Origin of the sequence: Stenotrophomonas sp. FSL W7-1447, assembly GCF_037966425.1 — a bacterium.
Classification (GTDB): domain Bacteria; phylum Pseudomonadota; class Gammaproteobacteria; order Xanthomonadales; family Xanthomonadaceae; genus Stenotrophomonas; species Stenotrophomonas pavanii.
Window position 1 is genome coordinate 1,981,704 of the sequence record NZ_CP150199.1, and the last position, 22,866, is coordinate 2,004,569.

At 67.4% G+C, this 22,866-nt stretch carries 21 protein-coding genes; 17 read left to right on the plus strand and 4 right to left on the minus strand.

Going from position 1 to position 22,866, the window contains the following annotated elements; all coding sequences use genetic code 11:
* Positions 1–64 precede the first annotated feature (64 nt).
* The 4 genes from yajC to fabV all read left to right on the plus strand — a co-directional run bounded on the left by yajC (position 65) and on the right by fabV (position 4,794).
* Complete coding sequence (gene yajC, locus NSQ78_RS09415) at positions 65–409, plus strand: preprotein translocase subunit YajC (protein WP_005416201.1); 345 nt, start codon at positions 65–67, stop codon at positions 407–409.
* A gap of 61 nt (positions 410–470) precedes the next feature.
* Positions 471–2,327, plus strand: a complete 1,857-nt coding sequence (gene secD / locus NSQ78_RS09420; RefSeq protein ID WP_014646827.1) for a protein translocase subunit SecD — start codon at positions 471–473, stop codon at positions 2,325–2,327.
* Positions 2,328–2,343: 16 nt separating this feature from the next.
* Positions 2,344–3,324 carry a protein translocase subunit SecF gene (gene secF / locus NSQ78_RS09425; protein ID WP_064238243.1) on the plus strand — a complete coding sequence of 327 codons (981 nt, stop codon included), beginning with the start codon at positions 2,344–2,346 and terminating at the stop codon, positions 3,322–3,324.
* A 210-nt stretch (positions 3,325–3,534) separates the two neighbouring features.
* Positions 3,535–4,794 carry an enoyl-ACP reductase FabV gene (gene fabV, locus NSQ78_RS09430; protein ID WP_057493786.1) on the plus strand — a complete coding sequence of 420 codons (1,260 nt, stop codon included), beginning with the start codon at positions 3,535–3,537 and terminating at the stop codon, positions 4,792–4,794.
* A gap of 101 nt (positions 4,795–4,895) precedes the next feature.
* Here fabV and NSQ78_RS09435 read toward each other — a convergent pair whose 3' ends face one another.
* The 3 genes from NSQ78_RS09435 to NSQ78_RS09445 form a co-directional block, all read right to left on the minus strand.
* Positions 4,896–6,965: an EAL domain-containing protein gene (locus NSQ78_RS09435; protein WP_064239639.1), complete on the minus strand. Its 2,070-nt coding sequence runs from the start codon at positions 6,963–6,965 to the stop codon at positions 4,896–4,898.
* 91 nt (positions 6,966–7,056) lie between these two features.
* Positions 7,057–8,241 (minus strand): NAD(P)/FAD-dependent oxidoreductase, encoded by a 1,185-nt coding sequence (locus NSQ78_RS09440; protein ID WP_049464420.1) that lies wholly within the window; start codon positions 8,239–8,241, stop codon positions 7,057–7,059.
* Positions 8,238–8,786: a YaeQ family protein gene (locus tag NSQ78_RS09445; RefSeq protein WP_049464421.1), complete on the minus strand. Its 549-nt coding sequence runs from the start codon at positions 8,784–8,786 to the stop codon at positions 8,238–8,240. The genes NSQ78_RS09440 and NSQ78_RS09445 overlap by 4 nt, the downstream gene beginning before the upstream one ends.
* A gap of 125 nt (positions 8,787–8,911) precedes the next feature.
* Here NSQ78_RS09445 and NSQ78_RS09450 point away from each other — a divergent pair, with 125 nt between their 5' ends.
* Positions 8,912–9,790 (plus strand): pseudouridine synthase, encoded by an 879-nt coding sequence (locus NSQ78_RS09450; RefSeq protein WP_064238245.1) that lies wholly within the window; start codon positions 8,912–8,914, stop codon positions 9,788–9,790.
* A 4-nt stretch (positions 9,791–9,794) separates the two neighbouring features.
* Here NSQ78_RS09450 and NSQ78_RS09455 read toward each other — a convergent pair whose 3' ends face one another.
* Positions 9,795–10,283, minus strand: a complete 489-nt coding sequence (locus NSQ78_RS09455; RefSeq protein ID WP_057493784.1) for a YaiI/YqxD family protein — start codon at positions 10,281–10,283, stop codon at positions 9,795–9,797.
* A 303-nt stretch (positions 10,284–10,586) separates the two neighbouring features.
* On the opposite strand from NSQ78_RS09455, the gene NSQ78_RS09460 reads away from it, so the two are divergent.
* The 12 genes from NSQ78_RS09460 (at position 10,587) to pcaG (ending at position 22,784) form a co-directional block, all read left to right on the plus strand.
* The gene (locus tag NSQ78_RS09460) at positions 10,587–10,796 is read left to right on the plus strand and encodes a cold-shock protein (protein WP_005416210.1); all 210 of its coding nucleotides are present in this window, start codon (positions 10,587–10,589) and stop codon (positions 10,794–10,796) included.
* Positions 10,797–10,981: 185 nt separating this feature from the next.
* Complete coding sequence (locus NSQ78_RS09465) at positions 10,982–11,671, plus strand: glutathione S-transferase (protein ID WP_053463268.1); 690 nt, start codon at positions 10,982–10,984, stop codon at positions 11,669–11,671.
* Between the two features lie 32 nt (positions 11,672–11,703).
* Positions 11,704–13,269: a YdiU family protein gene (locus tag NSQ78_RS09470; RefSeq protein ID WP_064238248.1), complete on the plus strand. Its 1,566-nt coding sequence runs from the start codon at positions 11,704–11,706 to the stop codon at positions 13,267–13,269.
* A 370-nt stretch (positions 13,270–13,639) separates the two neighbouring features.
* Positions 13,640–15,151: a right-handed parallel beta-helix repeat-containing protein gene (locus NSQ78_RS09475; protein ID WP_149901915.1), complete on the plus strand. Its 1,512-nt coding sequence runs from the start codon at positions 13,640–13,642 to the stop codon at positions 15,149–15,151.
* Positions 15,152–15,173: 22 nt separating this feature from the next.
* Positions 15,174–16,463: a carbohydrate porin gene (locus NSQ78_RS09480; RefSeq protein WP_064238252.1), complete on the plus strand. Its 1,290-nt coding sequence runs from the start codon at positions 15,174–15,176 to the stop codon at positions 16,461–16,463.
* A 35-nt stretch (positions 16,464–16,498) separates the two neighbouring features.
* Entirely contained in the window at positions 16,499–17,350 is an 852-nt protein-coding gene (gene aroD / locus NSQ78_RS09485; RefSeq protein WP_223224817.1) for a type I 3-dehydroquinate dehydratase, read from the plus strand.
* A gap of 53 nt (positions 17,351–17,403) precedes the next feature.
* The gene (locus NSQ78_RS09490; RefSeq protein WP_064238256.1) at positions 17,404–18,723 is read left to right on the plus strand and encodes an MFS transporter; all 1,320 of its coding nucleotides are present in this window, start codon (positions 17,404–17,406) and stop codon (positions 18,721–18,723) included.
* A 172-nt stretch (positions 18,724–18,895) separates the two neighbouring features.
* Positions 18,896–19,576 carry a 3-oxoacid CoA-transferase subunit A gene (locus NSQ78_RS09495; RefSeq protein ID WP_057493777.1) on the plus strand — a complete coding sequence of 227 codons (681 nt, stop codon included), beginning with the start codon at positions 18,896–18,898 and terminating at the stop codon, positions 19,574–19,576.
* Positions 19,573–20,220 carry a 3-oxoacid CoA-transferase subunit B gene (locus tag NSQ78_RS09500; RefSeq protein ID WP_064238258.1) on the plus strand — a complete coding sequence of 216 codons (648 nt, stop codon included), beginning with the start codon at positions 19,573–19,575 and terminating at the stop codon, positions 20,218–20,220. The genes NSQ78_RS09495 and NSQ78_RS09500 overlap by 4 nt, the downstream gene beginning before the upstream one ends.
* A 7-nt stretch (positions 20,221–20,227) precedes the next feature.
* Positions 20,228–21,436 (plus strand): 3-oxoadipyl-CoA thiolase, encoded by a 1,209-nt coding sequence (gene pcaF / locus NSQ78_RS09505; RefSeq protein ID WP_064239640.1) that lies wholly within the window; start codon positions 20,228–20,230, stop codon positions 21,434–21,436.
* 69 nt (positions 21,437–21,505) lie between these two features.
* Positions 21,506–22,216: a protocatechuate 3,4-dioxygenase subunit beta gene (pcaH, locus tag NSQ78_RS09510; RefSeq protein WP_049464439.1), complete on the plus strand. Its 711-nt coding sequence runs from the start codon at positions 21,506–21,508 to the stop codon at positions 22,214–22,216.
* Between the two features lie 4 nt (positions 22,217–22,220).
* Complete coding sequence (pcaG, locus tag NSQ78_RS09515; protein WP_064238261.1) at positions 22,221–22,784, plus strand: protocatechuate 3,4-dioxygenase subunit alpha; 564 nt, start codon at positions 22,221–22,223, stop codon at positions 22,782–22,784.
* The last annotated feature ends 82 nt before the right edge of the window (positions 22,785–22,866 follow it).

Here is a 22,866-nt window from a genome sequence, read left to right on the forward strand (position 1 = left end):
AGATCCGCGGTCGCGACCGTGGCACCTGATGGTGCCGGGGCGCCGCCCAACCAAAGGACCAACGATGAACCTGCTTGCTTTCCTGATTCCCGCCGCCCACGCCCAGGCCGCCGGCGGCCAACCGCAGGGCATGGGCCTGACCACGCTGCTGTTCCCGATCATCCTGATCGCCATCATGTACTTCCTGATGATCCGCCCGCAGATGAAGCGGCAGAAGGAGCACAAGGCGATGCTGGAAAAGATCAAGCGCGGCGACGAAGTGCTGACCAACGGCGGCATCGCCGGCAAGGTCACCGACATCGGCGACCACTTCATCACCGTCGAAGTGGCCGACAACGTGCGCATCCGCGTGCAGAAGGGCGCTGTCGGCAGCGTGCTGCCGACCGGCACCCTGGATTCGGCCAAGTAAGCCACTCCCTTTCCGAAGCACAACCGCGGCGCCGGGGATGGCGCCGCGCGGGACCCAAGCAATGCTCGAATTTCCACGCTGGAAGTACGTCGTCATCCTGATCGTACTGGCGCTCAGTGCGCTGTACGCGCTGCCCAACATCTACCAGAAGGACCCGGCCATCCAGATCACCGCCAACCGTGGCGGGCAGATCGACGATGCGCTGCGCGACCGTGTGCTGGCCGACCTGAAGAAGGCCGGGGTCACTGCCATCGGTGCCGAGAAGGAAGGGGAAAGCCTGATCGTTCGCCTGCCGGACCTGAAGTCGCAGTCCGCGGCCAGCGATGCCCTGCGCGACACCGTCGGCGAGAAGTACACGGTGGCCCTGAACCTGGCCTCGACCGTGCCGGACTGGCTGGCCCGGCTGGGCGGTCGCCCGATGGTGCTCGGCCTGGACCTTCAGGGTGGCGTGCACTTCGTGCTGCAGGTCGACCAGAAGGCCGCCCTCGACAAGCGCCTGGATGCCTACACCGAAGACGTGCGCAGCACCCTGCGTGACGCCCGCATCGCCTACCAGTCGGTGGAGCGCCGTGCGGACAACAGCATCGTGGCCAACCTGAGCCCGTCCGCCGGTGACGACGCCGCGCAGCGTGCCCGTGCCGCCCTGGTCAAGGCACAGCCGACGCTCGGCTATGACGTCAGCGGCAACCGCATCACGGTCACCGTGCCGGAGACCGAGATCACGCAGATCGCCAACGGCGCCATCGAGCAGAACATCAACACCCTGCGCAACCGCGTGAACCAGCTCGGCGTGGCCGAGCCGATCATCCAGCGCCAGGGTGCCGACCGTGTGGTCGTGCAGCTGCCGGGCGTGCAGGACACCGCCGAAGCCAAGCGCATGATCGGCGCCACCGCCACCCTGGAGTACCGCGCGGTGGTCGAGGGCAATGCGCAGGACGCCATCAATTCCGGCCGCATCCCGCCGGAAGCGAAGGTCTACCAGCAGCGTGACGGCCGCGGCCCGATCCTGCTGAACAAGCGCGTGATCGTCACCGGTGACCAGATGGTCGGCGCGCAGGCGGTGACCGATTCGAACAGTGGCTCCCCGGCCGTCAGCGTGACGCTGAACAATGTCGGTGGCCAGCGCATGTTCGACTTCACCAGCGCCAACGTGAACAAGCCGATGGCGGTGGTCTACACCGAACGCGTGCCGACCGTGACCGTCGTCGACGGCCAGGAAGTGCGTGGCTTCAAGGTCAACGAGGAAGTGATCTCGGTGGCCAACATCAACGGCGTGTTCGGCAAGAATTTCCAGACCACCGGCCTGCAGAAGAAGGAAGCCGAGGACCTGGCCAAGCTGCTGAAGTCCGGCTCGCTGGCCGCGCCGATGGACTTCGTCGAAGAGCGCGTGGTCGGCCCGAGCCTGGGCGCCGAGAACGTCAAGAACGGCATGCGCGCGGTGGTGTTCGCGTTCCTGTTCACCCTGGTGTTCTTCAGCATCTACTACCGCATGTTCGGTGTGATCACCTCGGCGGCGATGCTGTTCAACCTGCTGATCGTGGTGGCGGTGATGTCGCTGTTCGGCGCGACCATGACCCTGCCGGGCTTCGCCGGCCTGGCGTTGTCGGTGGGCCTGTCGGTGGACGCCAACGTGCTGATCAACGAGCGCATCCGTGAAGAACTGCGCGCCGGCGTGCCGGGCAAGACCGCGATCGTGACCGGTTACGAGCGTGCCTCGGGCACCATCCTCGACGCCAACCTGACCGGCCTGATCGTCGGTGTGGCGCTGTTCGCATTCGGTACCGGTCCTCTGAAGGGCTTCGCGCTGACCATGATCATCGGTATTTTCGCCTCCATGTTCACTGCGATCACCGTGTCGCGTGCGCTGGCGACGCTGATCTACGGCCGTCGCAAGAAGCTCCAGAACGTGGCCATCTGACGGGACGACACGCACAATGAAACTGTTTCCGCTGCACATCCTCCCGAACGACACCAAGATCGACTTCATGCGCTGGCGCCATGTCGCCATGGCAGTCACCATCGTGGTGTTCCTGGCCTCGGTCGCCATCATCGGCGTCAAGGGCTTCAACTACGCACTGGACTTCACCGGCGGCACCCTGATCGAAACGCGTTTCGAGAAGGCCGTGGACGTCGAGCAGGTCCGCGCCAAGCTGGAGCAGAACGGCTTCGACGGTGCCCAGGTGCAGAGCGTCGGTGGCAACACCGACCTGCTGATCCGCCTGGCGCCGCACGGCGAGCATGCGCCGGGCACCGGTGATGCCGCTGCCGAGGACAAGGCCACCGCCGCGGCCGTGGTGAAGGTGCTGTCCAGCGCCGACAACCAGGCCACGGTGATGAGTACCGCATTCGTCGGCCCGCAGATCGGCAAGGACCTGGCGAAGAATGGCCTGTACGCCACCATCTTCATGCTGGCCGGCTTCCTGATCTACATCGCGGTGCGCTTCGAATGGAAGTTCGCGGTCACCGCCAGCATCGTGGCGATGTTCGACCTGATCGTGACGGTCGCCTACGTGTCCCTGCTGGGCCGTGAGTTCGACCTGACCGTGCTGGCCGGCCTGCTGTCGGTGATGGGCTTTGCGATCAACGACATCATCGTGGTGTTCGACCGCGTCCGCGAGAACTTCCGCAGCCTGCGCGTGGACTCGATGGAGGTGCTGAACCGTTCGATCAACCAGACGCTGTCGCGTACGGTGATCACTGCGGTGATGTTCTTCCTGTCGGCGCTTGCCCTGTACCTGTACGGCGGTGCGTCGATGGAAGGCCTGGCCGAGACGCACATGATCGGCGCGGTGATCGTGGTGCTGTCCTCGATCCTGGTCGCGGTGCCGATGCTGACGATCGGCTTCCTGCGCGTCAGCAAGCAGGACCTGCTGCCGAAGGCGAAGGACGTCGAGGCCCTGGCCCGTCGCCCGTAAGCATCTGCTGCATGCGGCACACAGAGAACCCCGCGCACGCGGGGTTTTTTGTGTGCAGGGCTTGCAGCCCTGCAAAGCAAACCCCACCCTACGCCAGCGTCGGTTGTGCAATCGTCCCCCGCGCACTACGATCCTGCGGTTCGCGCGCGCAGGCGCGCCCATATTCCTGCTGAGCGCCCCGTGCGCCGCATCTGCCAACCCGAGGTATCCATGGTCATCAAACCGCGCGTCCGCGGCTTCATCTGCGTCACCACCCACCCGACCGGCTGCGAGGCCGCGGTCAAGCAGCAGATCGACTACATCCGCGCGCGTCCGCCGATCCAGAACGGCCCGAAGCGGGTGCTGGTGATCGGTGCCTCCACCGGCTATGGCCTGGCCGCACGGATCACTGCCGCGTTCGGCAGCGGCGCCGCCACGCTGGGTATCTTCTTCGAACGCCCGGGCACCGAAACCAAGCCGGGCACTGCGGGCTGGTACAACTCGGCCGCGTTCCACAAGTACGCTGACGAAGCCGGCCTGTACGCCAAGAGCATCAACGGCGACGCCTTCTCCGATGAGGTCAAGGCCAAGGCCATCGAGATGATCAAGGCCGACCTGGGCCAGGTCGACCAGGTCGTTTACAGCCTCGCCGCACCTCGCCGCAAGCACCCCAAGACCGGCGACATCATCAGTTCCACGCTGAAGCCGATCGGCGAACCGATCACCCTGCGTGGCCTGGATACCGACAAGGAAGTGATCACCGAAACCACCCTGCAGCCGGCGACTCCGGAAGAAATCGCCGGCACCGTCGCAGTGATGGGCGGCGAGGACTGGCAGATGTGGATCGACGCACTCGCCGATGCGGGCGTGCTGGCCAATGGCTGCACCACCACGGCCTTCACCTACGTGGGCGAAGAGATCACCCAGGCGATCTACTGGAACGGCTCGATCGGCGCCGCCAAGAAGGACCTGGATACGAAGGTGCTGGGCCTGCGCGAGAAGCTGGCGAAAATCGGCGGCGATGCGCGCGTGTCGGTCCTGAAGGCCGTGGTGACCCAGGCCAGCTCGGCGATTCCGACGATGCCGCTGTACCTGTCGCTGCTGTTCAAGGTGATGAAGGAGAAGGGCACCCACGAAGGCTGCATCGAGCAGCTCGACGTGCTGTACGACATCCTTTACGGCGGCAAGGCCGATGGCACGGCGGTCGAACGCCTGCGCCACGACCTGGTCGATGGCGACGGCCACACCGTTGCGCTGGTCGATGACGAGGGCCGCCTGCGCGCCGATTACAAGGAAATGGCCGCGGACGTGCAGGGCAAGGTGGTTGCGCTGTGGCCGCAGGTGACCAACGAGAACCTGTACGAGATCAGCGACCTGGCCGGCTACAAGGCCGACTTCCTGCGCCTGTTCGGCTTTGGCGTGGACGGCGTCGACTACGAGGCCGACGTCAATCCGGACGTGAAGATCGACAACCTGGTCGACATGACCTGATCAGCGAAAAGGCCGAACGCCGCACCTTTCTTGGGTAGTGTCGGCCGCTGGTAGCAACCCTGGGTACCAAAGGCTGCTACCAGCGGCTGGCGCTACCTCGGTCACCCGAACTCGAAGCCCATCTCCGGCAGTGCCGGGCCGACGAAGTCGCCCTGCACGTAATCCACGCCGGTACTGAACAATAGGGTCATCGAGTTGGCATCGCTGACGAACTCGGCAATGGTGCGGATGCCCGCTTCCTGTGCGCGCGCGGTGATCTGGCTGACGCGGTCGATGTTCTCGCGGGTCGCGGCCAGATCGCTGGTGAAGCCGCGGTCCAGCTTGAGGAACTGCGGCTGGAAGTGGGCCAGCAGCTGGAACGAGTCCAGGCCCGAACCGAACTGCTCCAGGCCGATGCGGCAGCCCAGTGGCGCCACTTCAGCGAGGAACTGCTGCGCACTGCGCAGGTGGGTGAATACCTTGGCTTCCGGCGCATGCAGCCACAGCCGTTCGCCCGGCACGCCCTGCGCCTGCAGCTCACGGCGCAGGGTGGCGATCATCTGCGGGTCATCGAACGATTCCGGCGTGACCTTCACCAGCACCTGGGTGGCATGGCCCGCGCGTGCGCGCTCACCCAGCACTGCGATCGCCTGCGAGACCACCCAGCGGTTGATGTCGGCCAGCAGCCCGTGTTCCTCGGCGATGCCCAGGAACGCGGTCGGGCTCAGCAGTTCGCCGTTGTTTTCCAGGCGCAGGTAGGCCTCGTACAGCTCCAGCGGCTCGCCCTGCAGATTCAGCACCGGCTGGTAGTGCAGCTGGAAGCCGTCGCCGGCCAGTGCCTCGCGGATGCGGGCGACCCAGCGCAGCACGCGCTCTTCCTCGACCCGGTCGGCAGCGGCCGGATCGAAGATGCGGCAGGTGTTGCCCAGCTCGGCGGCGGCCTGCGTGCATTCGCTGGCGCGCGCCAGCACCTGGCCGATGCTGGCGATCTTCTCGCCGACCTGCACGCCACCGATGCTGACCGTTACCGTGGCCGAACGTGCGCCGATGCTGAAGACATGCGCGGCGTAGGCCTCGCGGATGCGCTCGGCCAGCGCCACGGTCTGCGCGTAGGGCCCGGCCTGCAGCACGGCAAAATTGTGTTCACCGAAGCGGGCCAGCTGCGCGTCCTCGCCGACCACGTCGGCCAGCAGCCCGGCAAGGGCGCCGATCAGGGTGTCGGCCGAGGCCAGGCCGATGTCCGGCAGCAGGCGTGCGTAGTGGTCCGGCTCGATCAGCAGCAGGCCGAACTGGCCTTCGCTGCGCCCGGCCTGGGCCACTGCGCTTTCCAGCTGCAGCATGAAGGTCGGGCGATTGAGCAGGCCGGTGACCTGGTCGCGCTGGCGCAGGTCCTCGACCTCGCGCGCCAGCTCGGGGTCGAACTCCATGCGGCGGCGGAGCACCACCTGCAGGCAGGACTCGCCCTCGTAGGTGGCCGCGGCAAATTCCATCGTCGCCGGGAACGCACTGCCATCCTGGTGGCGCGCGTCGAGCTGGTACTGCGGCGGCGGCGCCTCGCCACGGCTGAGGCCCTTCAGCAGCTGCTTGAAGCCCTCCACGTGCTGGGCCGCGACCATGTCCAGCAGCGAGATGCCCTCGATGTCGTCGAAGTGCTCGTAACCGAACATCTCCAGGTAAGCGTCGTTGGCACGGATGTGCATGCCTTCATGCACGTAGGCGATCGGGTCGCGCGAGGAGGCGATCAGTGCGTCGCAGCGGCGCTCGGTCTCGCGCATCTGCGCCTCGATCCGGCGCAGGCCGCGACGCGCCTGAAGATCGACCCATTGGTCGCGGACCACGGCGAGCAGGTGCTCGGGGCGCTGGCGCAGGGCCAGGGCGCGGATGCCGTGGCTGCTGGCCTGCACCAGCTCGTCCTCGTCGATGCGCTCGGCCAGCAGCACCAGTGGAATGTCCTTGCCGCTGGCGGCGATGTGCTGGGCGGCCAGCTGCAGCGGGATGCCCTGGGAGGGCGAGGCCAGCACCAGGTCGATGGCCTGGCTGGCCAGCACCTGGGCCAGCTCTGCCGCATCCTGCGGGCGCCACGGGCGTACCGCGATGCCGCTGTTGCGCAGGGTGCTGACGATGGCTTCGGCGTTTTCGCCGCTGTCATCGACAATCAGCAGGCGGATGGTGATGTCGTTCGCGTTCTGCATGCACTGCTCCCCAATCTGCAAATCTAGATACACGATGCGCGGCGAACCGTCCATGCGCGCGCCCCAGGCACGCATCGAACGGCGATGTGGTTCACACCACGCTGCCGGCAGCGTGGCCGCTGGCCCAGGCCCACTGGAAGTTGTAGCCGCCCAGCCAGCCGGTCACGTCCAGCACCTCGCCGACGAAGTGCAGGCCGGGCACGCGCTTGGACTCCAGGGTCGAGGATGACACTTCGGCCGTGTCCACGCCGCCCAGGGTGACCTCGGCAGTGCGGTAGCCTTCGGTGCCGCTGGCCACCAGCGGGAACGCGCCCAGCAGCTGCGCGGCCTGGCGCAGCACCGGCTCGTCCAGCTGACGCACCGGGCGGTCCGGCAGCCAGTGCTCGCACAGGCGCTGCGCCAGCCGCTTGGGCATCACGTCGCCCAGCACGGTGCGCAGCTCGGCGGCGGGCCGCTCGCGCTTCATCTGGCGCAGCCACTCGCCCGCATCCTGGCCCGGCAACAGGTCCAGCTCCAGCGCATCGCCGGGCTGCCAGAACGACGAAATCTGCAGGATGGCCGGGCCGCTCACGCCGCGGTGGGTCAGCAGCATGAAGTTCTGGAAACTCTTTCCGTTGCAGCGCGCCTCGACCGGCAGTGCGACGCCGCTGAGGTCGGCCAGCCGCTCCTGGTGCTTGCCGCTCAGCGTCAGCGGGACCAGCCCGGCGCGGGTCGGCAGCACCTGGTGGCCGAACTGGCGGGCCACCTCATAACCAAAGCCGGTGGCGCCCATGCTGGGAATCGACAGGCCGCCGGTGGCAACCACCAGCGAGGCGCAATGGAACAGGCCCTGCGTGGTGTGCACGCGGAAACCATCGCTGCCGTGCTCGATGCGCTGCACGCTGCAGTCGGTCCGGATCTGTACGCCGGCCGCCTGGCATTCGTCGACCAGCATCTTCACGATCTGCTTGGACGAGACATCGCAGAACAGCTGCCCCAGTTCCTTTTCGTGATAGGCAATGCCGTGCTTGTGCACCAGCTCGATGAAGTGCCAGGGCGTGTAGCGTGCCAGCGCCGACTTGCAGAAGTGCGGGTTGGCCGACAGGAAATTGGCCGGTGTGGTGCCGGTGTTGGTGAAGTTGCAGCGACCACCGCCGGACATCAGGATCTTCTTGCCGACCTTGTTGGCATGGTCGATCACCTGCACCTGGCGGCCGCGCTGGCCGGCGGTGATCGCGGTCATCAGCCCGGCGGCGCCGGCACCGATGACCACCACGTCGCAACGGATCGTACTCATGCCTGGGCGCGCTTGCGCCAGTTGGGGATCACGTCGAACTGGTTCTGATCGTTCAGCAGCTGCACCTCGCCGTCCTGGATCAGCACGCTCCAGCGCATGGCGCGCTGGATCTGCTGGCCCCAGCGCTCGACGAAATCACCGTCCAGATCGACCACCGAGAGATTGTCGAAACGTGCCAGGCCCTTGCCCTGCTTGTTCCACCAGATCTCCGAAGCATTGCCGCCGTAGTTGACCACCTGCACCTGGCGGCTGCGGTTGCTGGCCTTGCGGATGCGCGATTCGTCCGGATGGCCCAGGTCGATCCACTGCAGGATGTCGCCGGTGTAGTCGTGTTCCCACAGATCCGGCTCATCGTCGGTGCTCAGGCCGCGACCGAATTCCAGGCGGTCGCCGGCGTTCAGCGCGAAGGCGAGCAGGCGCACCATCAGGCGCTCGTCGGTTTCGGACGGATGCTGGGCCAGGGTCAGGTTGTGGGTCGCGTAATAGCCGCGATCCATGTCGCTGATCTGCAGTTCGGCCTTGCGGATGGTGGCGGTAAGAGCCATGGGGGATCCGTGGACTAAAGACGACAATGATAGAGGTTTGCCGCAGGGGTGTCCGTGGCTGGGCTGTCTGCAGGCCGTCAACGGTGGCACTCTGGTGCTCTTTCCCCGTGGCCGGAGTGGATGCGATGTGCTTGCCCAGCCGGTTGCAGCTGCCGCCTGGCCCCTGGGCCACCCTGCTGGAGGGCCTGTGCGCGCGTTTCCCGCGCATCACGCGCGCGCAATGGCAGGATCGCTTCGCGCGCGGCCGCGTGCTGGACGCGCAGGGCAGGGTGCTTGCGCCGGATACGCCGTGGAAGGTAGGCCTTGAGATCCAGTACTTCCGCGAGGTGGCCGACGAGCCGTCGATTCCCTTCGCCGAGACCATCGTGCATCTGGACGCGCACCTGCTGGTGGCCGACAAGACGCACTTCCTGCCGGTGACGCCGGCCGGCGCGCATGTGCGCGAGACCCTGCTGGCGCGACTGGTGGCCCGCACCGGCAACACCGATCTGGTGCCGCTGCATCGGCTGGATCGGCTGACGGCCGGGCTGGTGCTGTTCTCGACCCAGCGGGCGTCGCGCGATGCCTACCAGCGGCTGTTCCGCGAGCGACGCATCGAAAAGGCCTATGAGGCCCTGGCGCCGGCGCTGCCAGGGGTCGCGTTTCCGTTGCAGCGCGACAGCCGGCTGGTACCGGGCGAGCCCTTCTTCCGCATGGCCGAAGGGCCCGGCGAGCCCAACGCACGCAGCCGGATCGAGCTGATCGAGGCCGACGGCCCGATCTGGCGGTACCGCCTGCTGCCGCAAACCGGCCGCAAGCATCAGTTGCGCGTGCACATGGCGATGCTGGGCGCCCCGATCGTGGGCGACGACCTATACCCTCAGCTTCGTCAACGCCCTGCGGACGCGGCCGAGGCGCCGCTGCAACTGCTGGCGCAGGGCCTGGCCTTCGATGACCCGTTGGACGGGGCGCGGCGGGTCTTCAGCAGCGAGCGCCGCCTGCGCTTGCCGCCCGAGGGCGGCTAGCCGCTCAGCGACCAGGGCGACGCGCCAGCCAGCGGTCCAGTTCGGCGGCGAACAGCTGCCGGTCACGCGGCCCCAACGGCGGCGGCCCGCCGGTCTGTACCCCGGCGCCGCGCAGTTCCTCCATGAAATTGCGCATCGAGAGCCGCTCGGCCATGTTGTTCGGCGTGTAGAGCTGGCCGCGCGGGTTGAGCGCCACGGCCTTCTTTTCCAGCACCAGTGCGGCCAGCGGGATGTCCTGGGTGACCACCAGGTCACCGGCGCCGACCCGCTCGACGATGGCGCTGTCGGCCACATCCAGCCCCTGCGGTACCTGGATCGAGCGCAGCCAGCGCGACGGCGGGGTGCGGATCCACTGGTTGGCGACCAGGGTCAGCTCGATCCCGACCCGTTCGGCGGCCCGGAACAGGATGTCGCGAATGACGGTGGGGCAGGCGTCTGCGTCCACCCAGATGCGGGGAGACGCGTGTTCAGCGGGGATTTCAGCTTCAGTCATTTACCCAGTGTAGGGTAGGAAAAACCTGAATGGGGACTCGGGGTTAGCCGCGAAAGGCTGCCAGCCCTTGCCACGCCTAGCGGGCGAGGTGTTCCGATGAACGCCGGGGCTATCGCTTTTTGCAGAAAACACGCGTATCGTGCGACCCACTGTGTTTGCTAGGGTCACCGTGAATCGTGGCCTGGTGCAGTTGATCTCACGATCCGCTCATCGATCCGCTTTACCAACGCCTGCAACTCAGTCTCGGCCCCGATACCCGGTGGCTGCGATTTTTTTCAACATGTGTTTCAGGAGTTAGTAAAAATGTCTGAACGTCAGACCGGTACCGTCAAGTGGTTCAACGACGCCAAGGGCTTTGGCTTCATCACCCCGGAAAGCGGCCCGGACCTGTTCGTGCACTTCCGCGCGATCCAGGGCACCGGCTTCAAGACCCTGCAGGAAGGCCAGAAGGTTACCTTCATCGCCGTCCAGGGTCAGAAGGGCATGCAGGCTGACCAGGTGCAGGCGGTCTAATCCGTCTGCTACCGTTGGGTAGCCAGAACGCCGGAAGCGAAAGCTTCCGGCGTTTTTTATTGCCCGCTGTCCTTGCGGCGTCGAGCCGCGCCTGAGTGTTCTCAACGCCAGTCGAGCATGGCTCGACTCTACAAAGGGCATGCACTGCGCGCGGTACGATGTGGCCCTTCCCAAGGATCATCCCCATGCGCATCGTCCACCATCTTGAAAACTCCCGCTCACTGCGCGTGCTGTGGATGCTGGAGGAGCTGGGGCTGGACTACGAGCTGCGCCGCTATCCACGCGATCCCAAGACACTGCTGGCACCGCCGGAGCTGCGCAGGGTGCATCCGCTCGGCAAGTCGCCGGTCCTGCAGGATGGCGACCTGGTGCTGGCCGAGTCCGGCGCGATCCTGGACTACCTTGCGGACCGTTACGACACCCAGCGCCAGCTGTCGCCATCGCCGATGCCGGCCGACGGGGCCGAGCGCTTGGCCTATCGCTACTGGCTGCACTACGCCGAAGGCTCGGCAATGCCACCGCTGTTGCTGACCCTGGTGATGGGGCGCATCCGCAACGCGCCGATGCCGTTCTTCGCCCGCCCGATCGCGCGCAGCATCGCCGACAAGGCCGAGCGCGGCTTCATGGGTCCGCAGCGGCGCCTGCACCTGGACTGGATGGAGCGCCGCCTCGCCGAAAGCCCCTGGTTCGCGGGCGAGCGCTTCAGTGCGGCCGACATCCAGATGAGCTTCCCGATCCAGGCCGCTGCCGCGCGAGGCGGTGGCCTCGACGACAAGCCGGGGCTGCGCGGCTTCCTCAAGCGCATCGGTGAGCGCCCGGCCTACCAGCGGGCCGAGGCCCACGGCGGCCACCTGCAGGCGCTCAGCGGCAATTGAGGCGGGCGGCCGTCGCCCCCATCTTCAACGCCATGGATACCGACAGCCTTCGTTTCGACAACCGCCTGCTGCGCACCCTGCCGGGCGACGCCGAATCCGGCCCACGCCGCCGCGAGGTGCTGGGCGCGGCGTGGTCGCCGGTGATGCCGACGCCGGTGGCGGCGCCCACGCTGTTGGCCTGGTCGGCTGACGTGGCCGCGATGCTTGGCCTGCCCGCCGCCGAAGTCCAGAGCGAAGGCTTTGCGCGTGTGTTCGGTGGCAATGCCCTGTACGCCGGCATGCAACCGTGGGCTGCCAACTACGGTGGCCACCAGTTCGGTCACTGGGCCGGCCAGCTGGGCGATGGCCGCGCGATTTCGCTGGGCGAACTGGTTGCACCGGACGGGCGCCACTGGGAGCTGCAGCTGAAGGGGGCAGGCCCCACGCCCTATTCGCGTGGCGCCGACGGGCGGGCCGTGCTGCGCTCATCGATCCGCGAATTCCTGTGCAGCGAGGCGATGCACCACCTGGGCGTGCCGACCACGCGCGCATTGTCACTGGTCGGCACCGGCGAGGACGTGGTGCGCGACATGTTCTATGACGGCCACCCGCGTGCGGAGCCCGGTGCCATCGTTTGCCGGGTGTCGCCGTCGTTCCTGCGCTTCGGTTCGTTCGAACTGCCGGCGTCGCGTGGTGAAACCACGCTGCTGCAGCAGCTGGTCGATGCCTGCATCGCGCGCGACTTCCCCGAGATTGAAGGGCAGGGCGAGGCGCGTTACGGCGCGTGGTTCGCGCAGATCGCAGTGCGGACCGCCGAGATGATCGCGCACTGGATGCGCGTCGGCTTCGTCCATGGCGTGATGAACACCGACAACCTGTCCGTGCTCGGCCTGACGTTGGACTACGGCCCCTACGGCTGGGTCGAGGACTTCGATCCGGACTGGACGCCCAATACCACCGACGCGCAGGGCCGGCGCTACCGCTTCGGCACGCAGCCGCAGGTGGCGTACTGGAACCTGAGCCGACTGGCGCAGGCGCTGTCGCCGCTGTTTGCCGATGTGGCGCCGTTGCAGGCGGGCCTGGCGGCCTATGCGTCCACCTTCTTGGCCTGCACGCGCCGCGATGCCGCAGCGAAGCTGGGGCTGGCCGCCGCCGACGATGACGACCTGCAGCTCTACCAGCGCTGGCAGCAGCTGATGCAGGAGGGCGCCATGGACATGACCCTGGCCTGGCGCGCATTGATGCGGCTCGATCCGGTGGCACCGGAGGCAGCATTGCTCGACGCCGTCTACTACGACCAGGCGCGCCAGCAGGCGGTGCAGGCGCCGTTGCAGCAGTGGCTGCAGGACTACGCGGCGCGCCTGCGCAGCGATCCGCTGTCGGCCAGGGAACGCCTGGCGAAGATGACAGCGGCCAACCCGCTGTACGTGCTGCGCAACTGGCTGGCCCAGGAGGCCATCGATCGCGCCGAGCAGGGCGACCTCGGCGGTGTCCACGCACTGCAGGACGTGCTGCGCGATCCATACACCGAGCGCGCCGGCCTGGAGCACTTTGCCGGCAAGCGGCCGGGGTGGGCCGACCACCGCGCCGGCTGCTCGATGCTGTCCTGCAGTTCCTGAGCGTTCGCCCGGGCGCCGGCCGGCGCCCGCAGAAACAACAACAGGCCTTCGACGGGCGTTCGTGATCTGTTGCGATCGCAGGCAGATTTCATCCGCGCAAGGCGCGCATCTGCTGGCCGGCACCGCAGTCGACGGCGTCGCTGCGCGGCCCGCCTACAACGATGGTCGTATCCGTTAAGTTCGATATTCGCACGCATAGTCGATTATCGCACTTGAATGGTGCAGTGCGATAAACCTAATTTCACTCCACAGTTTCGTAGCAGTCCAAGCGATCCACCCCTGGCGGGGCGAGGGCAGCAGCCGGTCCGGTGCTGAAGCCAGGTGCAGGGGAAGGCCGCCGGATGTCCCTTCACCTGTGCGGAGTGTTCGCATGTCCCGTTGTCTGTCCGTTGTTGCCCTGTCCCTGCTTGCCGTGTTGCCGACGCTGGCGCTGGCCTACCAGGCCGAGCCACCGCGCGCGCCGCTGCAGGTGCTCCGCGTGGATCGCTACGCCGACGACGCCAACGCCGGCTCGCTGCGTTGGGCGATCACCACCGCCAATGCCGATCCGGGCCGCTACCGCATCGAGATCGACGCCGTCGGCGTTGCGCCCTACGTCATCAGGCCGGCCTCGCCGCTGCCGGAGGTCAAGGGTCCGGTGCAGATCATCGGTACGTCCTGGGCGCGCGACGGCCAGTACATCGCCATCGATGGCTCGGCCTACGTCACCGGCAGCGGTACCGATGCCTGCCCCGGCGCCGAGCCAGGGCAGTCCGGCACCAATGTGCGCACAACCACGCTGCCGGGCCTGGTCCTGCGGGATACCCAAGGCGTGGAGCTGGCAGGCCTGGAAATCCGCAATTTCTGCATCGGCGTGCTGGTCAACCGCTCCAGCCTGAACGAGATCCATGACAACCGCATCGTCGCCAACAAGGGCGGTGCCGGCATCATGCTCACCGGCGATGACGGCAAGGGCCAGTCCACCGCGACCACCACGGTGCACAACCGCATCGTGCGCAATGTGTTCCTCGACAATGGCGATGGCCTGGAGCTGACCCGTGGCGCGGCCTGGAACCTGGTGGCCGACAACCTGTTCCAGTCCACCCCGGCCAACCCGGAGCCCTCGCAGGGCATCGAGATCCTGTGGGGCAACGACAACACCGTGGTTCACAACCGCTTCGTGGACTACTCCGACGGCCTGCAGATCAACTGGGGCAACCGCAACTACATCGCGGCCAATACCTTCACCGGGAACTCGCTGGGCCTGAGCATCACCGGCAGCGGCAACGTGGTTGACGGCAACACCATCACCGGCAACGGCATTGGAATCGGCGTGCGCCCACAACCGGTCAGTGCGCCGAACCGCTTCACCGCCAACCGCATCTACGGCAACGGCCTGCCGATCGAGCGCTGCGAAGCGGGCGGTGCCTGCATGAAGGGCCAGCCGCGGGGGGCCATCGTGTTCGGCGTGCCGGGTCTGGAACATGCCAGCTTCGTCGGTTCACGCGGTCGCGGCGTCGACAGCGATCCCGCCCGGCGCGCGCGCATCTGCACGGCTGCCGGCCAGGCCGACTGCCAGCCCTTGCCGAACCTGGGACAGGCCGCGCCGACGTGGGTCGACGTGCGCGGCGAGGGCGCGCAGCGCCAGTTGAGCGGTCGTTTCCACGGCGTGCCCGACACCCGCTACCAGGTGGAAGTGTTCGGCAACCGCGCCGCCGGCGGCAGCGAGGCCGAATGGATGCTGGGCAGCGTGGAAGCGCGTACCGACGCGCAGGGGCAGGGCCGCTTCACCTTCCCGCTCGCTGCAGCCGTGGATGCTGCCCTGGCCGGCAGCGTGACCGCCACGGTCACCTCGGCGCAGGGCGCCACCTCCCCCCTGAGCGCGCCGCTGTCGCTGCGCTGATCCCCTCTACGAGACTGCGATCATGACACGTCCCACATCCGTTGCCCTGGGTATCCTGGCCACTGCGCTGCTGCCGGCGCTGGCCTGCGCGCAATCGAGCAACCGTTACGAAGGCAGCACCCTGACCGGCGATTGGGGCGGCACCCGCACCGACCTGTTCGAGCGTGGCGTCGCCTTCCGCGGCGACTACGTAGGCGAAGCCATGGGCGTGGTCGAAGGCGGCTATGGCGAAACCGGCGCGCGCTACGCGCAGCAGGTGCGCGTGGGCATGGACCTGGACATGGGCAGGTTGGCCGGCTGGAGCGGTGGGGCGTTCCACTTCACCCTCAACGACCGTCGCGGCCGCAGTACGTCGGCCGACCTCGTCGGCAACCGCTTCCCGATCCAGGAAGCCTACGGTGGCCAGTACACCCGGCTGACCGAACTGAGCTACGACCAGACCTTCAACGCCGGCCAGTCGTACTACAAGCTCGGCTACTACGCGATGGGCAACCAGTTCGGCCTGCACAGCCTGCTGACCCATTTCGTCAACGCCGCGTTCTGTGCGCACCCGTTGGCGATGTCCGGCAACAGTGGCTGGTACAACTACCCGGTGGCGCGCTGGGGCGGAGAGTTTGCCCAGCAGATCAGCCCGGCAGTGAACGTTCGCGCCGGCTGGTTCCAGGTCAATCCGAACCTGGGCGGCAACATCGAACGCAATGCCTTCCGTCCGTTCGCCTCGGGCACCACCGGTTCGCTGTTCCCGGTCGAAGTGACCTGGACGCCTGCCAAGGGCAGCCGCTACGCCGGCGTCTACAAGTTCGGCGGATACTACGACACCTCGCGCGTGGCCCAGCGTGGGCTGGACACCTCGCCGACCACCGGTCGCCATGGTGCGTACCTCCTGGCCGAGCAGCGCCTTACGCAGGAGTCGGCCGACCCTTCCCGTGGCCTGACCGCGTTCGCGCAGTACATGGTGTCGGACCGGCAGACGGCGCAGATCAAGCGCTGGTATGCGCTGGGCGGCGTCTACCAGGGCATCGGTCGGCGCGCGCAGGACAGCATCGCCCTGGGCTACGTGGGCGCCGACATCAACAACCGGCTGGTCGATGCGCGACGGGCCGCGTTGGCCGACGGTGGCGTGCCCATCGATTCGCCGCTGTACCACCTCAGCCAGGCCGAGGAGCTGTTCGAACTGTCCTACAGCATCCAGGTGAATCCGTGGCTGATGATCCGCCCGGACGTGCAGTACATCGTCAACCCGGGCACGTTCAACTACAGCGGTACCGACAACGCCTGGGCCGTGGGCGTCCAGGCCAAGGTGACCTTCTGATGGTCGCGCGCTCCATTCCTGCTTGGGTATCTGCCATGAAGATTCCGTTTGCCTCGGTCGTCCTCGCCGGTGCGCTGTGCGCCGGGTCCGTACCGGCCCTGGCCGCGCCCCCGCCGGCGGTACTGCAGGTGGGTTCGCTGCGCATCGGCGAAGGCAGCCCCCGCACCATCGTGCCGATCACCGGTGCCACCGCAGACCTCGCCCTGCAGCAGGCGGCCGCCATCGCCGCCAGCAAGGCCACCGACATCGCCGAATGGCGCATCGACTACCTGGACATCGCCACCGATGGCCAGGCGCTGGTGGCACTGGGCAAGCGGATCCAGCAGACGCTGGCGGGCAAGCCGGTCATCGTGACCTTCCGTACCAAGGCCGAAGGCGGCGCAAGGCCGATCAGCGATGCCGACTACGGCGCGCTGTACGCCACGCTGCTGCGTGCAGGCGTGGCCCAGCTGATCGACGTGGAGATGTTCCGCGACCCGACGGTGGTAAAGGCGCTGGTAGCGCAGGCGCACAAGGCAGGGGTGAAGGTGGTGATGTCCAGCCATGACTTCCACGCCACGCCGCCGCGCGAGGAGATCGTCGCGCGGCTGCAGAAGCAGCAGGCACTGGGTGCGGACGTGCTGAAGATCGCGGTGATGCCGCGCGATGCCGGCGACGTGCTGGCCCTGCTCGACGCCACCTGGCAGGTGCGCCAGCAGAGCGACAGGCCGTTGCTGACCATGTCGATGGGCGGCACCGGGGTGGTCTCGCGGCTGGCCGGCGAGACCTTCGGGCAGGCGCTGACCTTCGGCATGATCGGCACCGCCTCGGCGCCTGGCCAGGTCGAGGTTGATCGCCTGCAGGACGTTCTGCAGGTCATCCACGCCTCCAGCCAGGCCGGTCACTGAGACCTTCCCCGCCAGACGTTCCATCGCACCATGCTGTTGCAGGAAACCCCGCCATGAGCCATGCCCCCACCGCTGCACCCTCGCTCATCCTGGAACGGATGAGTCCTTTCCAGTGGACCGCCATCGCCATCTGCGTGCTGTTGAACATGCTCGATGGCTTCGATGTGATGGTCATGGCCTTCACCGCGCCACATGTGTCGGCGGGCTGGGCGCTGTCGGGCAAGGTGTTGGGGCTGATGCTCAGTGCCGGACTGGTCGGCATGGCGCTGGGATCGTTCCTGTTGGCGCCGCTGGCCGACCGCTGGGGCCGGCGGCCGATGATCATCTGCTGCCTGCTGATCCTGACCAGCGGCATGGTGCTGTCGGCGCTGGCGGCCAATGCGTGGCAGCTGGGCGCGCTGCGCGTGTACACCGGCATCGGCATCGGCGGCATGCTGGCCGGCGTTGGCGTGATCACCGCCGAATATGCCAACGCCAAGTGGCGCAGCACGGCGGTCGCATTGCAGGCCACCGGCTATCCGATCGGGGCCACCGCCGGTGGCCTGCTGGCGGCGTGGATGCTGGAGCACTGGTCCTGGCACAGCGTGTTCCTGATCGGTGCTGCGGCATCGCTGCTGTGCATTCCGCTGGTGCTCACGTGCCTGCCCGAATCGCTGGACTTCCTGGTTGCGCGTCGCCCGCCCAACGCGCTGCCGCGGCTGAATGCACTGCGCGCGCGCATGCGCATGCCGGAACTGCCGGCCCTGCCGCCTGCCGCCGTGCGTACGGGGCAGCGGCAGGGCTATGCGGCGCTGTTCGTGGGTGATCTGCGCCGGGTCGCGCTGCTGATCGCACTGGCCTTCTTCCTGCACATGTTCGCATTCTATTTCGTGCTGAGCTGGACCCCGAAACTGCTGGTCTCGGCCGGGGTGTCGGCACAGCAGGGCATCACCGGTGGCGTGCTGCTGAACCTGGGCGGCATCGTCGGCGGCAGCCTGTTCGGCTGGCTCGCTTCGCGCTGGTCGCTGTCGAAGTTGACCGCAGGCGCGCTGCTGCTGGCCATGGTGTCGATGCTGGGCTTCGCTGCCTTCAACACGCGGCTGGGCGTGGCCTTCCCGTTGGCCTTTGTGATCGGCGCGGCGCTGTTCGCGGCGATGGCTGGCCTGTATGCGGCCGCGCCGGTGGTGTTCGCCGCCGACGTGCGGACGACCGGCCTGGGCTGGGCGATCGGCATCGGCCGCGTCGGCGCGATTCTCTCGCCGCTGACCGTAGGCGTGCTGGTCGACCGCCACTGGCAGCCTGCGGCGCTGTATGTGCTGTGCGCGCTGCCACTGCTGCTCGCGGCCTGGGCGTGCCTGGGCCTGCGCGTAGGCGTGGGACAGAAAAGGCGCTGAACCCCATGCGCCTCGCATGTCATGCAATGTGCGATTATCGAATCACATGGCCGAATATCGCATTGACCGGGCGAGGTGACATGGCGACCATGGCCGGGTTGTGTTTTCCCTTCGCAGTGTCCCCGCAGCACGCCGGTGATGGTCGCCGGCCGCGTGGGCAAGGAGCAATGCAGTGATCGACAAGACCCTGGCCAGCGTGGAAGCAGCGGTGGCCGATATCCATGATGGCGCCACGGTGATGATCGGTGGCTTCGGTACCGCCGGCATGCCCGACGCGCTGATCGATGCGTTGATCACGCAGGGCGCGCGCGAACTGACGATCATCAACAACAACGCTGGCAATGGCGATACCGGGCTGGCGGCGTTGATCAAGCACAAGCGCGTGCGCCGCATCGTCTGCTCGTTCCCGCGCCAGGCGGACTCGCAGCACTTCGACGCCGCTTACCGCGCCGGCGAGATCGAACTGGAACTGGTGCCGCAGGGCAACCTGGCCGCGCGCATCCACGCCGCCGGTTCCGGCCTGGGCGCGATCTTCACCCCCACCGGCTATGGCACCGAGCTGGCCCAGGGCAAGGAGACGCGCGAGATCGATGGCCGCCAGTACGTGCTGGAATACCCGCTGCACGCGGACTTCGCGCTGATCAAGGCCGACCGCGGTGACCGTTGGGGCAACCTGGTGTATCGCAAGACGGCGCGCAACTTCGGCCCGCTGATGGCGATGGCCGCACGCTGCGCCATCGCGCAGGTGCGTGATGTGGTGGCGCTGGGCGAACTGGACCCGGAGGCGGTGGTGACCCCCGGCATCTTCGTGCAGCGCGTGGTGCAGGTTGCAGCCGAAGGAGTGCAGGCATGAACAGGCTCAGCCGCGAACAGATGGCCGCGCGCGTGGCGCGTGACATTCCCGAAGGTGCCTACGTCAACCTGGGCATCGGCCTGCCGACCACGGTGGCCAACTTCCTGCCGGCCGACAAGGAGATCTTCCTGCAGTCGGAGAATGGCCTGCTGGGCATGGGGCCGGCGCCGGCCCCGGGCCACGAAGATCCGGACCTGATCAACGCCGGCAAGCAGCCGGTCACCCTGCTGACCGGGGGCTGCTATTTCCACCATGCCGACTCGTTCGCGATGATGCGCGGTGGTCACCTGGACATCTGCGTCCTCGGTGCCTTCCAGGTGTCGGCACACGGCGATCTGGCCAACTGGAGTACCGGTGCTGCCGACGCGATCCCCGCCGTGGGCGGTGCCATGGACCTGGCCATCGGTGCCAAGCAGGTCTTCGTGATGATGGATCTGTTCACCAAGCACGGTGAAAGCAAGCTGGTGTCCGAATGCAGTTACCCGCTGACCGGGCTGCGCTGCGTGTCGCGGGTGTATACCGATGTGGCGGTGTTCGACATCGGTACCGATGGCGCGACCGTGCTGGAAATGGTGGACGGCATGGACATCGAACAGTTGCGTGAACTGACTGGCCTGCCGCTGGCACTGGCCGAGGGAGCCTGAGATGAGCCTGCACGAAACCTACATCGTTGATGGCATCCGCACCCCGATCGGTCGTTACGGCGGCGCGCTGTCCGGCGTGCGTGCCGACGACCTCGCGGCGATGGCGCTGAAGGCACTGCTGGCACGCCATCCGCAGCTGGACCCGGCGCTGGTCGAGGATGTCTATCTGGGCTGCGCCAACCAGGCCGGTGAAGACAATCGCAACGTCGCCCGCATGAGCCTGCTGCTGGCCGGCCTGCCGGTGACGGTACCGGGCAGCACGGTCAACCGGCTGTGCGGTTCGGGGCTGGATGCGATCGGCACCGTGGCCCGTGGCATCGCCGCAGGCGAACTCGGCCTGGCCATCGCTGGCGGTGTCGAATCAATGTCGCGCGCGCCGTTCGTGATGGGCAAGGCGACCTCCCCATTCGCCCGTGACCAGCAGATGGAAGACACCACCATGGGCTGGCGTTTCATCAATCCGCGCCTGCGCGAACTGCATGGCGTGGAGACTATGGGCCAGACCGCCGAGAACGTGGCCGAGCGGCAGGGCATCAGCCGCGAGGACCAGGATGCGTTCGCCCTGCGGAGCCAGCAGCGGACAGCGGCCGCGCAGGCGCGAGGCTTCTTCGACGGCGAGATCGTGGCGGTGGACGTGCCGGGGCGCAAGCGCGGCGAAACCGTGACCGTCGACCGCGATGAGCACCCGCGCGGCGATACCACGATGGAAGCGCTGGCCAGGCTTAAACCGCTGTTCCGTCAGCCGGGCACGGTCACCGCCGGCAACGCTTCGGGCATCAACGACGGCGCCGCCGCACTGCTGCTGGCGTCCGGTGCGCAGGTGAAGGCGCTGGGCCTGTCCCCGCGCGCACGCGTCCTCGGCTTTGCCAGCGCCGGCGTGGAGCCGGCCATCATGGGCATGGGCCCGGTGCCGGCCAGCCGCAAGCTGATGGCCCGCCTGGGCCTGTCCATCACCGATTTCGATGCCATCGAACTGAACGAAGCATTTGCCTCGCAGGGCCTTGCCTGCATGCGCGAGCTGGGCCTGGCCGATGATGCCGCGCACGTGAACCCCAATGGCGGTGCCATCGCCCTGGGTCATCCGCTGGGCATGAGCGGTGCGCGCCTGGCGCTGACCCTGCTGCGCCAGCTGGAATCCAGCGGTGGACGGCGCGGCCTGGCCACGATGTGCATTGGCGTGGGGCAGGGCGTGGCCCTGGCCCTTGAACGCGTGTGAGTCACCCCGCGACCCCGTAATCTGCACGACAGCTGCGGCCTGCGGGCCGCTCGCCAACAGGAGCACGCCATGAGCGATCCCACCGAACTGCGCGGCTACCGCAAGCCGTATCCCGGCAGCCAGCCGCCGCGCATCCATCTGCCCTATGCCTCTACTGCGCTGCGCGGGCCGGGCACCGACCCGATCGCCATCCCGGTGACGCTCTCGGAAGTGACCGGCCCGCGCCTGGACCGGATCACCCTCGGGGCGCATGCCGCCGACCTGACCGCAGGCTTCGCCGGCCAGCCCCAGGGCGAACGCATCATCGTCAGTGGCCGCGTGCTGGACGAGAACGGCCGTCCAGTGCGCAATACCGTGGTCGAGGTGTGGCAGTGCAACGCCGCCGGCCGCTACCTGCACAAGGGCGACCAGCATGACGCGCCGCTGGACCCGAACTTCAAGGGTACCGGCCAGGTCCTGACCGACAGCGAAGGCCGCTACCGGTTCACCACCATCAAGCCGGGTGCGTACCCGTGGCGCAACCACTACAACGCCTGGCGGCCGGCGCACATCCATTTCTCCCTGCATGGCGATGGCATCGGCCAGCGCCTGGTCACGCAGATGTATTTCCCCAACGACCCGTTGCTGGCGTTCGATCCGATCTACAACTGCGTGGACGATGCCAATGCGCGCGAGCGCATGGTGTCCTCGTTCGATTGGGAAAACACCGCCAACGAATTCGCGCTGGGCTACCGCTTCGACATCGTGTTGCGCGGTCGCAAGATGACCGTCTGGGAGTAAGACCATGAGTTTCCAATCCACTCCGTGGCAGACCGTGGGCCCGTACTACCGCCTGGGCCTGGAGCCGCTGTACCGCACCGACATCGCCCCGGCTGCCGCGCGCGGTGAGCGCGTGGAAGTGCAGGGCCAGGTGTTCGATGGCAATGGCGTGCCCGTGTCCGATGCAGTACTGGAAATCTGGCAGGCGGATGCGCAGGGCATCTATGCCCATCCCGAGGACCCGCGTAGTGACGACCACGACCCGGCGTTCGATGGCTGGGGCCGGGTGCCCACCGACGAGCAGGGCCGCTTCGCCTTCAGTACCGTCAAGCCGGGGCGCGTGCCGGGCCTGCACGGCGCGCCGCAGGCGCCGCATCTGATCGTGCTGGTGTTCATGCGCGGCCTGCTGCAGGCCGCCCGTGGCCGTATCTACTTCAGTGACGAGGCCAGCAACGGCGAGGACGGCATCCTGGCGCTGGTGCCTGCAGAGCGCCGCCACACCCTGGTCGCGCAGGCGCAGGGCGGCGGCCTGTACCGCTGGGACGTGCACATGCAGGGCCCGCACGAGACGGTGTTCTTTTCCTATTGATCACGGCGCCCTCGACGCGCCTTCCGGCCCACTCCACGCCCGCGTTCGGCGGGCGCGGGTAAGCTGTGGCCACCCATGATGG

Coding starts and splice junctions, on each gene's coding strand:
- yajC (WP_005416201.1), top strand. CDS start 65: ATGAACCTGCTTGCTTTCCTGATTCCCGCCGCCCACGCCCAGGCCGCC.
- secD (WP_014646827.1), top strand. CDS start 471: ATGCTCGAATTTCCACGCTGGAAGTACGTCGTCATCCTGATCGTACTG.
- secF (WP_064238243.1), top strand. CDS start 2,344: ATGAAACTGTTTCCGCTGCACATCCTCCCGAACGACACCAAGATCGAC.
- fabV (WP_057493786.1), top strand. CDS start 3,535: ATGGTCATCAAACCGCGCGTCCGCGGCTTCATCTGCGTCACCACCCAC.
- NSQ78_RS09435 (WP_064239639.1), bottom strand. CDS start 6,965: ATGCAGAACGCGAACGACATCACCATCCGCCTGCTGATTGTCGATGAC.
- NSQ78_RS09440 (WP_049464420.1), bottom strand. CDS start 8,241: ATGAGTACGATCCGTTGCGACGTGGTGGTCATCGGTGCCGGCGCCGCC.
- NSQ78_RS09445 (WP_049464421.1), bottom strand. CDS start 8,786: ATGGCTCTTACCGCCACCATCCGCAAGGCCGAACTGCAGATCAGCGAC.
- NSQ78_RS09450 (WP_064238245.1), top strand. CDS start 8,912: ATGTGCTTGCCCAGCCGGTTGCAGCTGCCGCCTGGCCCCTGGGCCACC.
- NSQ78_RS09455 (WP_057493784.1), bottom strand. CDS start 10,283: ATGACTGAAGCTGAAATCCCCGCTGAACACGCGTCTCCCCGCATCTGG.
- NSQ78_RS09460 (WP_005416210.1), top strand. CDS start 10,587: ATGTCTGAACGTCAGACCGGTACCGTCAAGTGGTTCAACGACGCCAAG.
- NSQ78_RS09465 (WP_053463268.1), top strand. CDS start 10,982: ATGCGCATCGTCCACCATCTTGAAAACTCCCGCTCACTGCGCGTGCTG.
- NSQ78_RS09470 (WP_064238248.1), top strand. CDS start 11,704: ATGGATACCGACAGCCTTCGTTTCGACAACCGCCTGCTGCGCACCCTG.
- NSQ78_RS09475 (WP_149901915.1), top strand. CDS start 13,640: ATGTCCCGTTGTCTGTCCGTTGTTGCCCTGTCCCTGCTTGCCGTGTTG.
- NSQ78_RS09480 (WP_064238252.1), top strand. CDS start 15,174: ATGACACGTCCCACATCCGTTGCCCTGGGTATCCTGGCCACTGCGCTG.
- aroD (WP_223224817.1), top strand. CDS start 16,499: ATGAAGATTCCGTTTGCCTCGGTCGTCCTCGCCGGTGCGCTGTGCGCC.
- NSQ78_RS09490 (WP_064238256.1), top strand. CDS start 17,404: ATGAGCCATGCCCCCACCGCTGCACCCTCGCTCATCCTGGAACGGATG.
- NSQ78_RS09500 (WP_064238258.1), top strand. CDS start 19,573: ATGAACAGGCTCAGCCGCGAACAGATGGCCGCGCGCGTGGCGCGTGAC.
- pcaH (WP_049464439.1), top strand. CDS start 21,506: ATGAGCGATCCCACCGAACTGCGCGGCTACCGCAAGCCGTATCCCGGC.
- pcaG (WP_064238261.1), top strand. CDS start 22,221: ATGAGTTTCCAATCCACTCCGTGGCAGACCGTGGGCCCGTACTACCGC.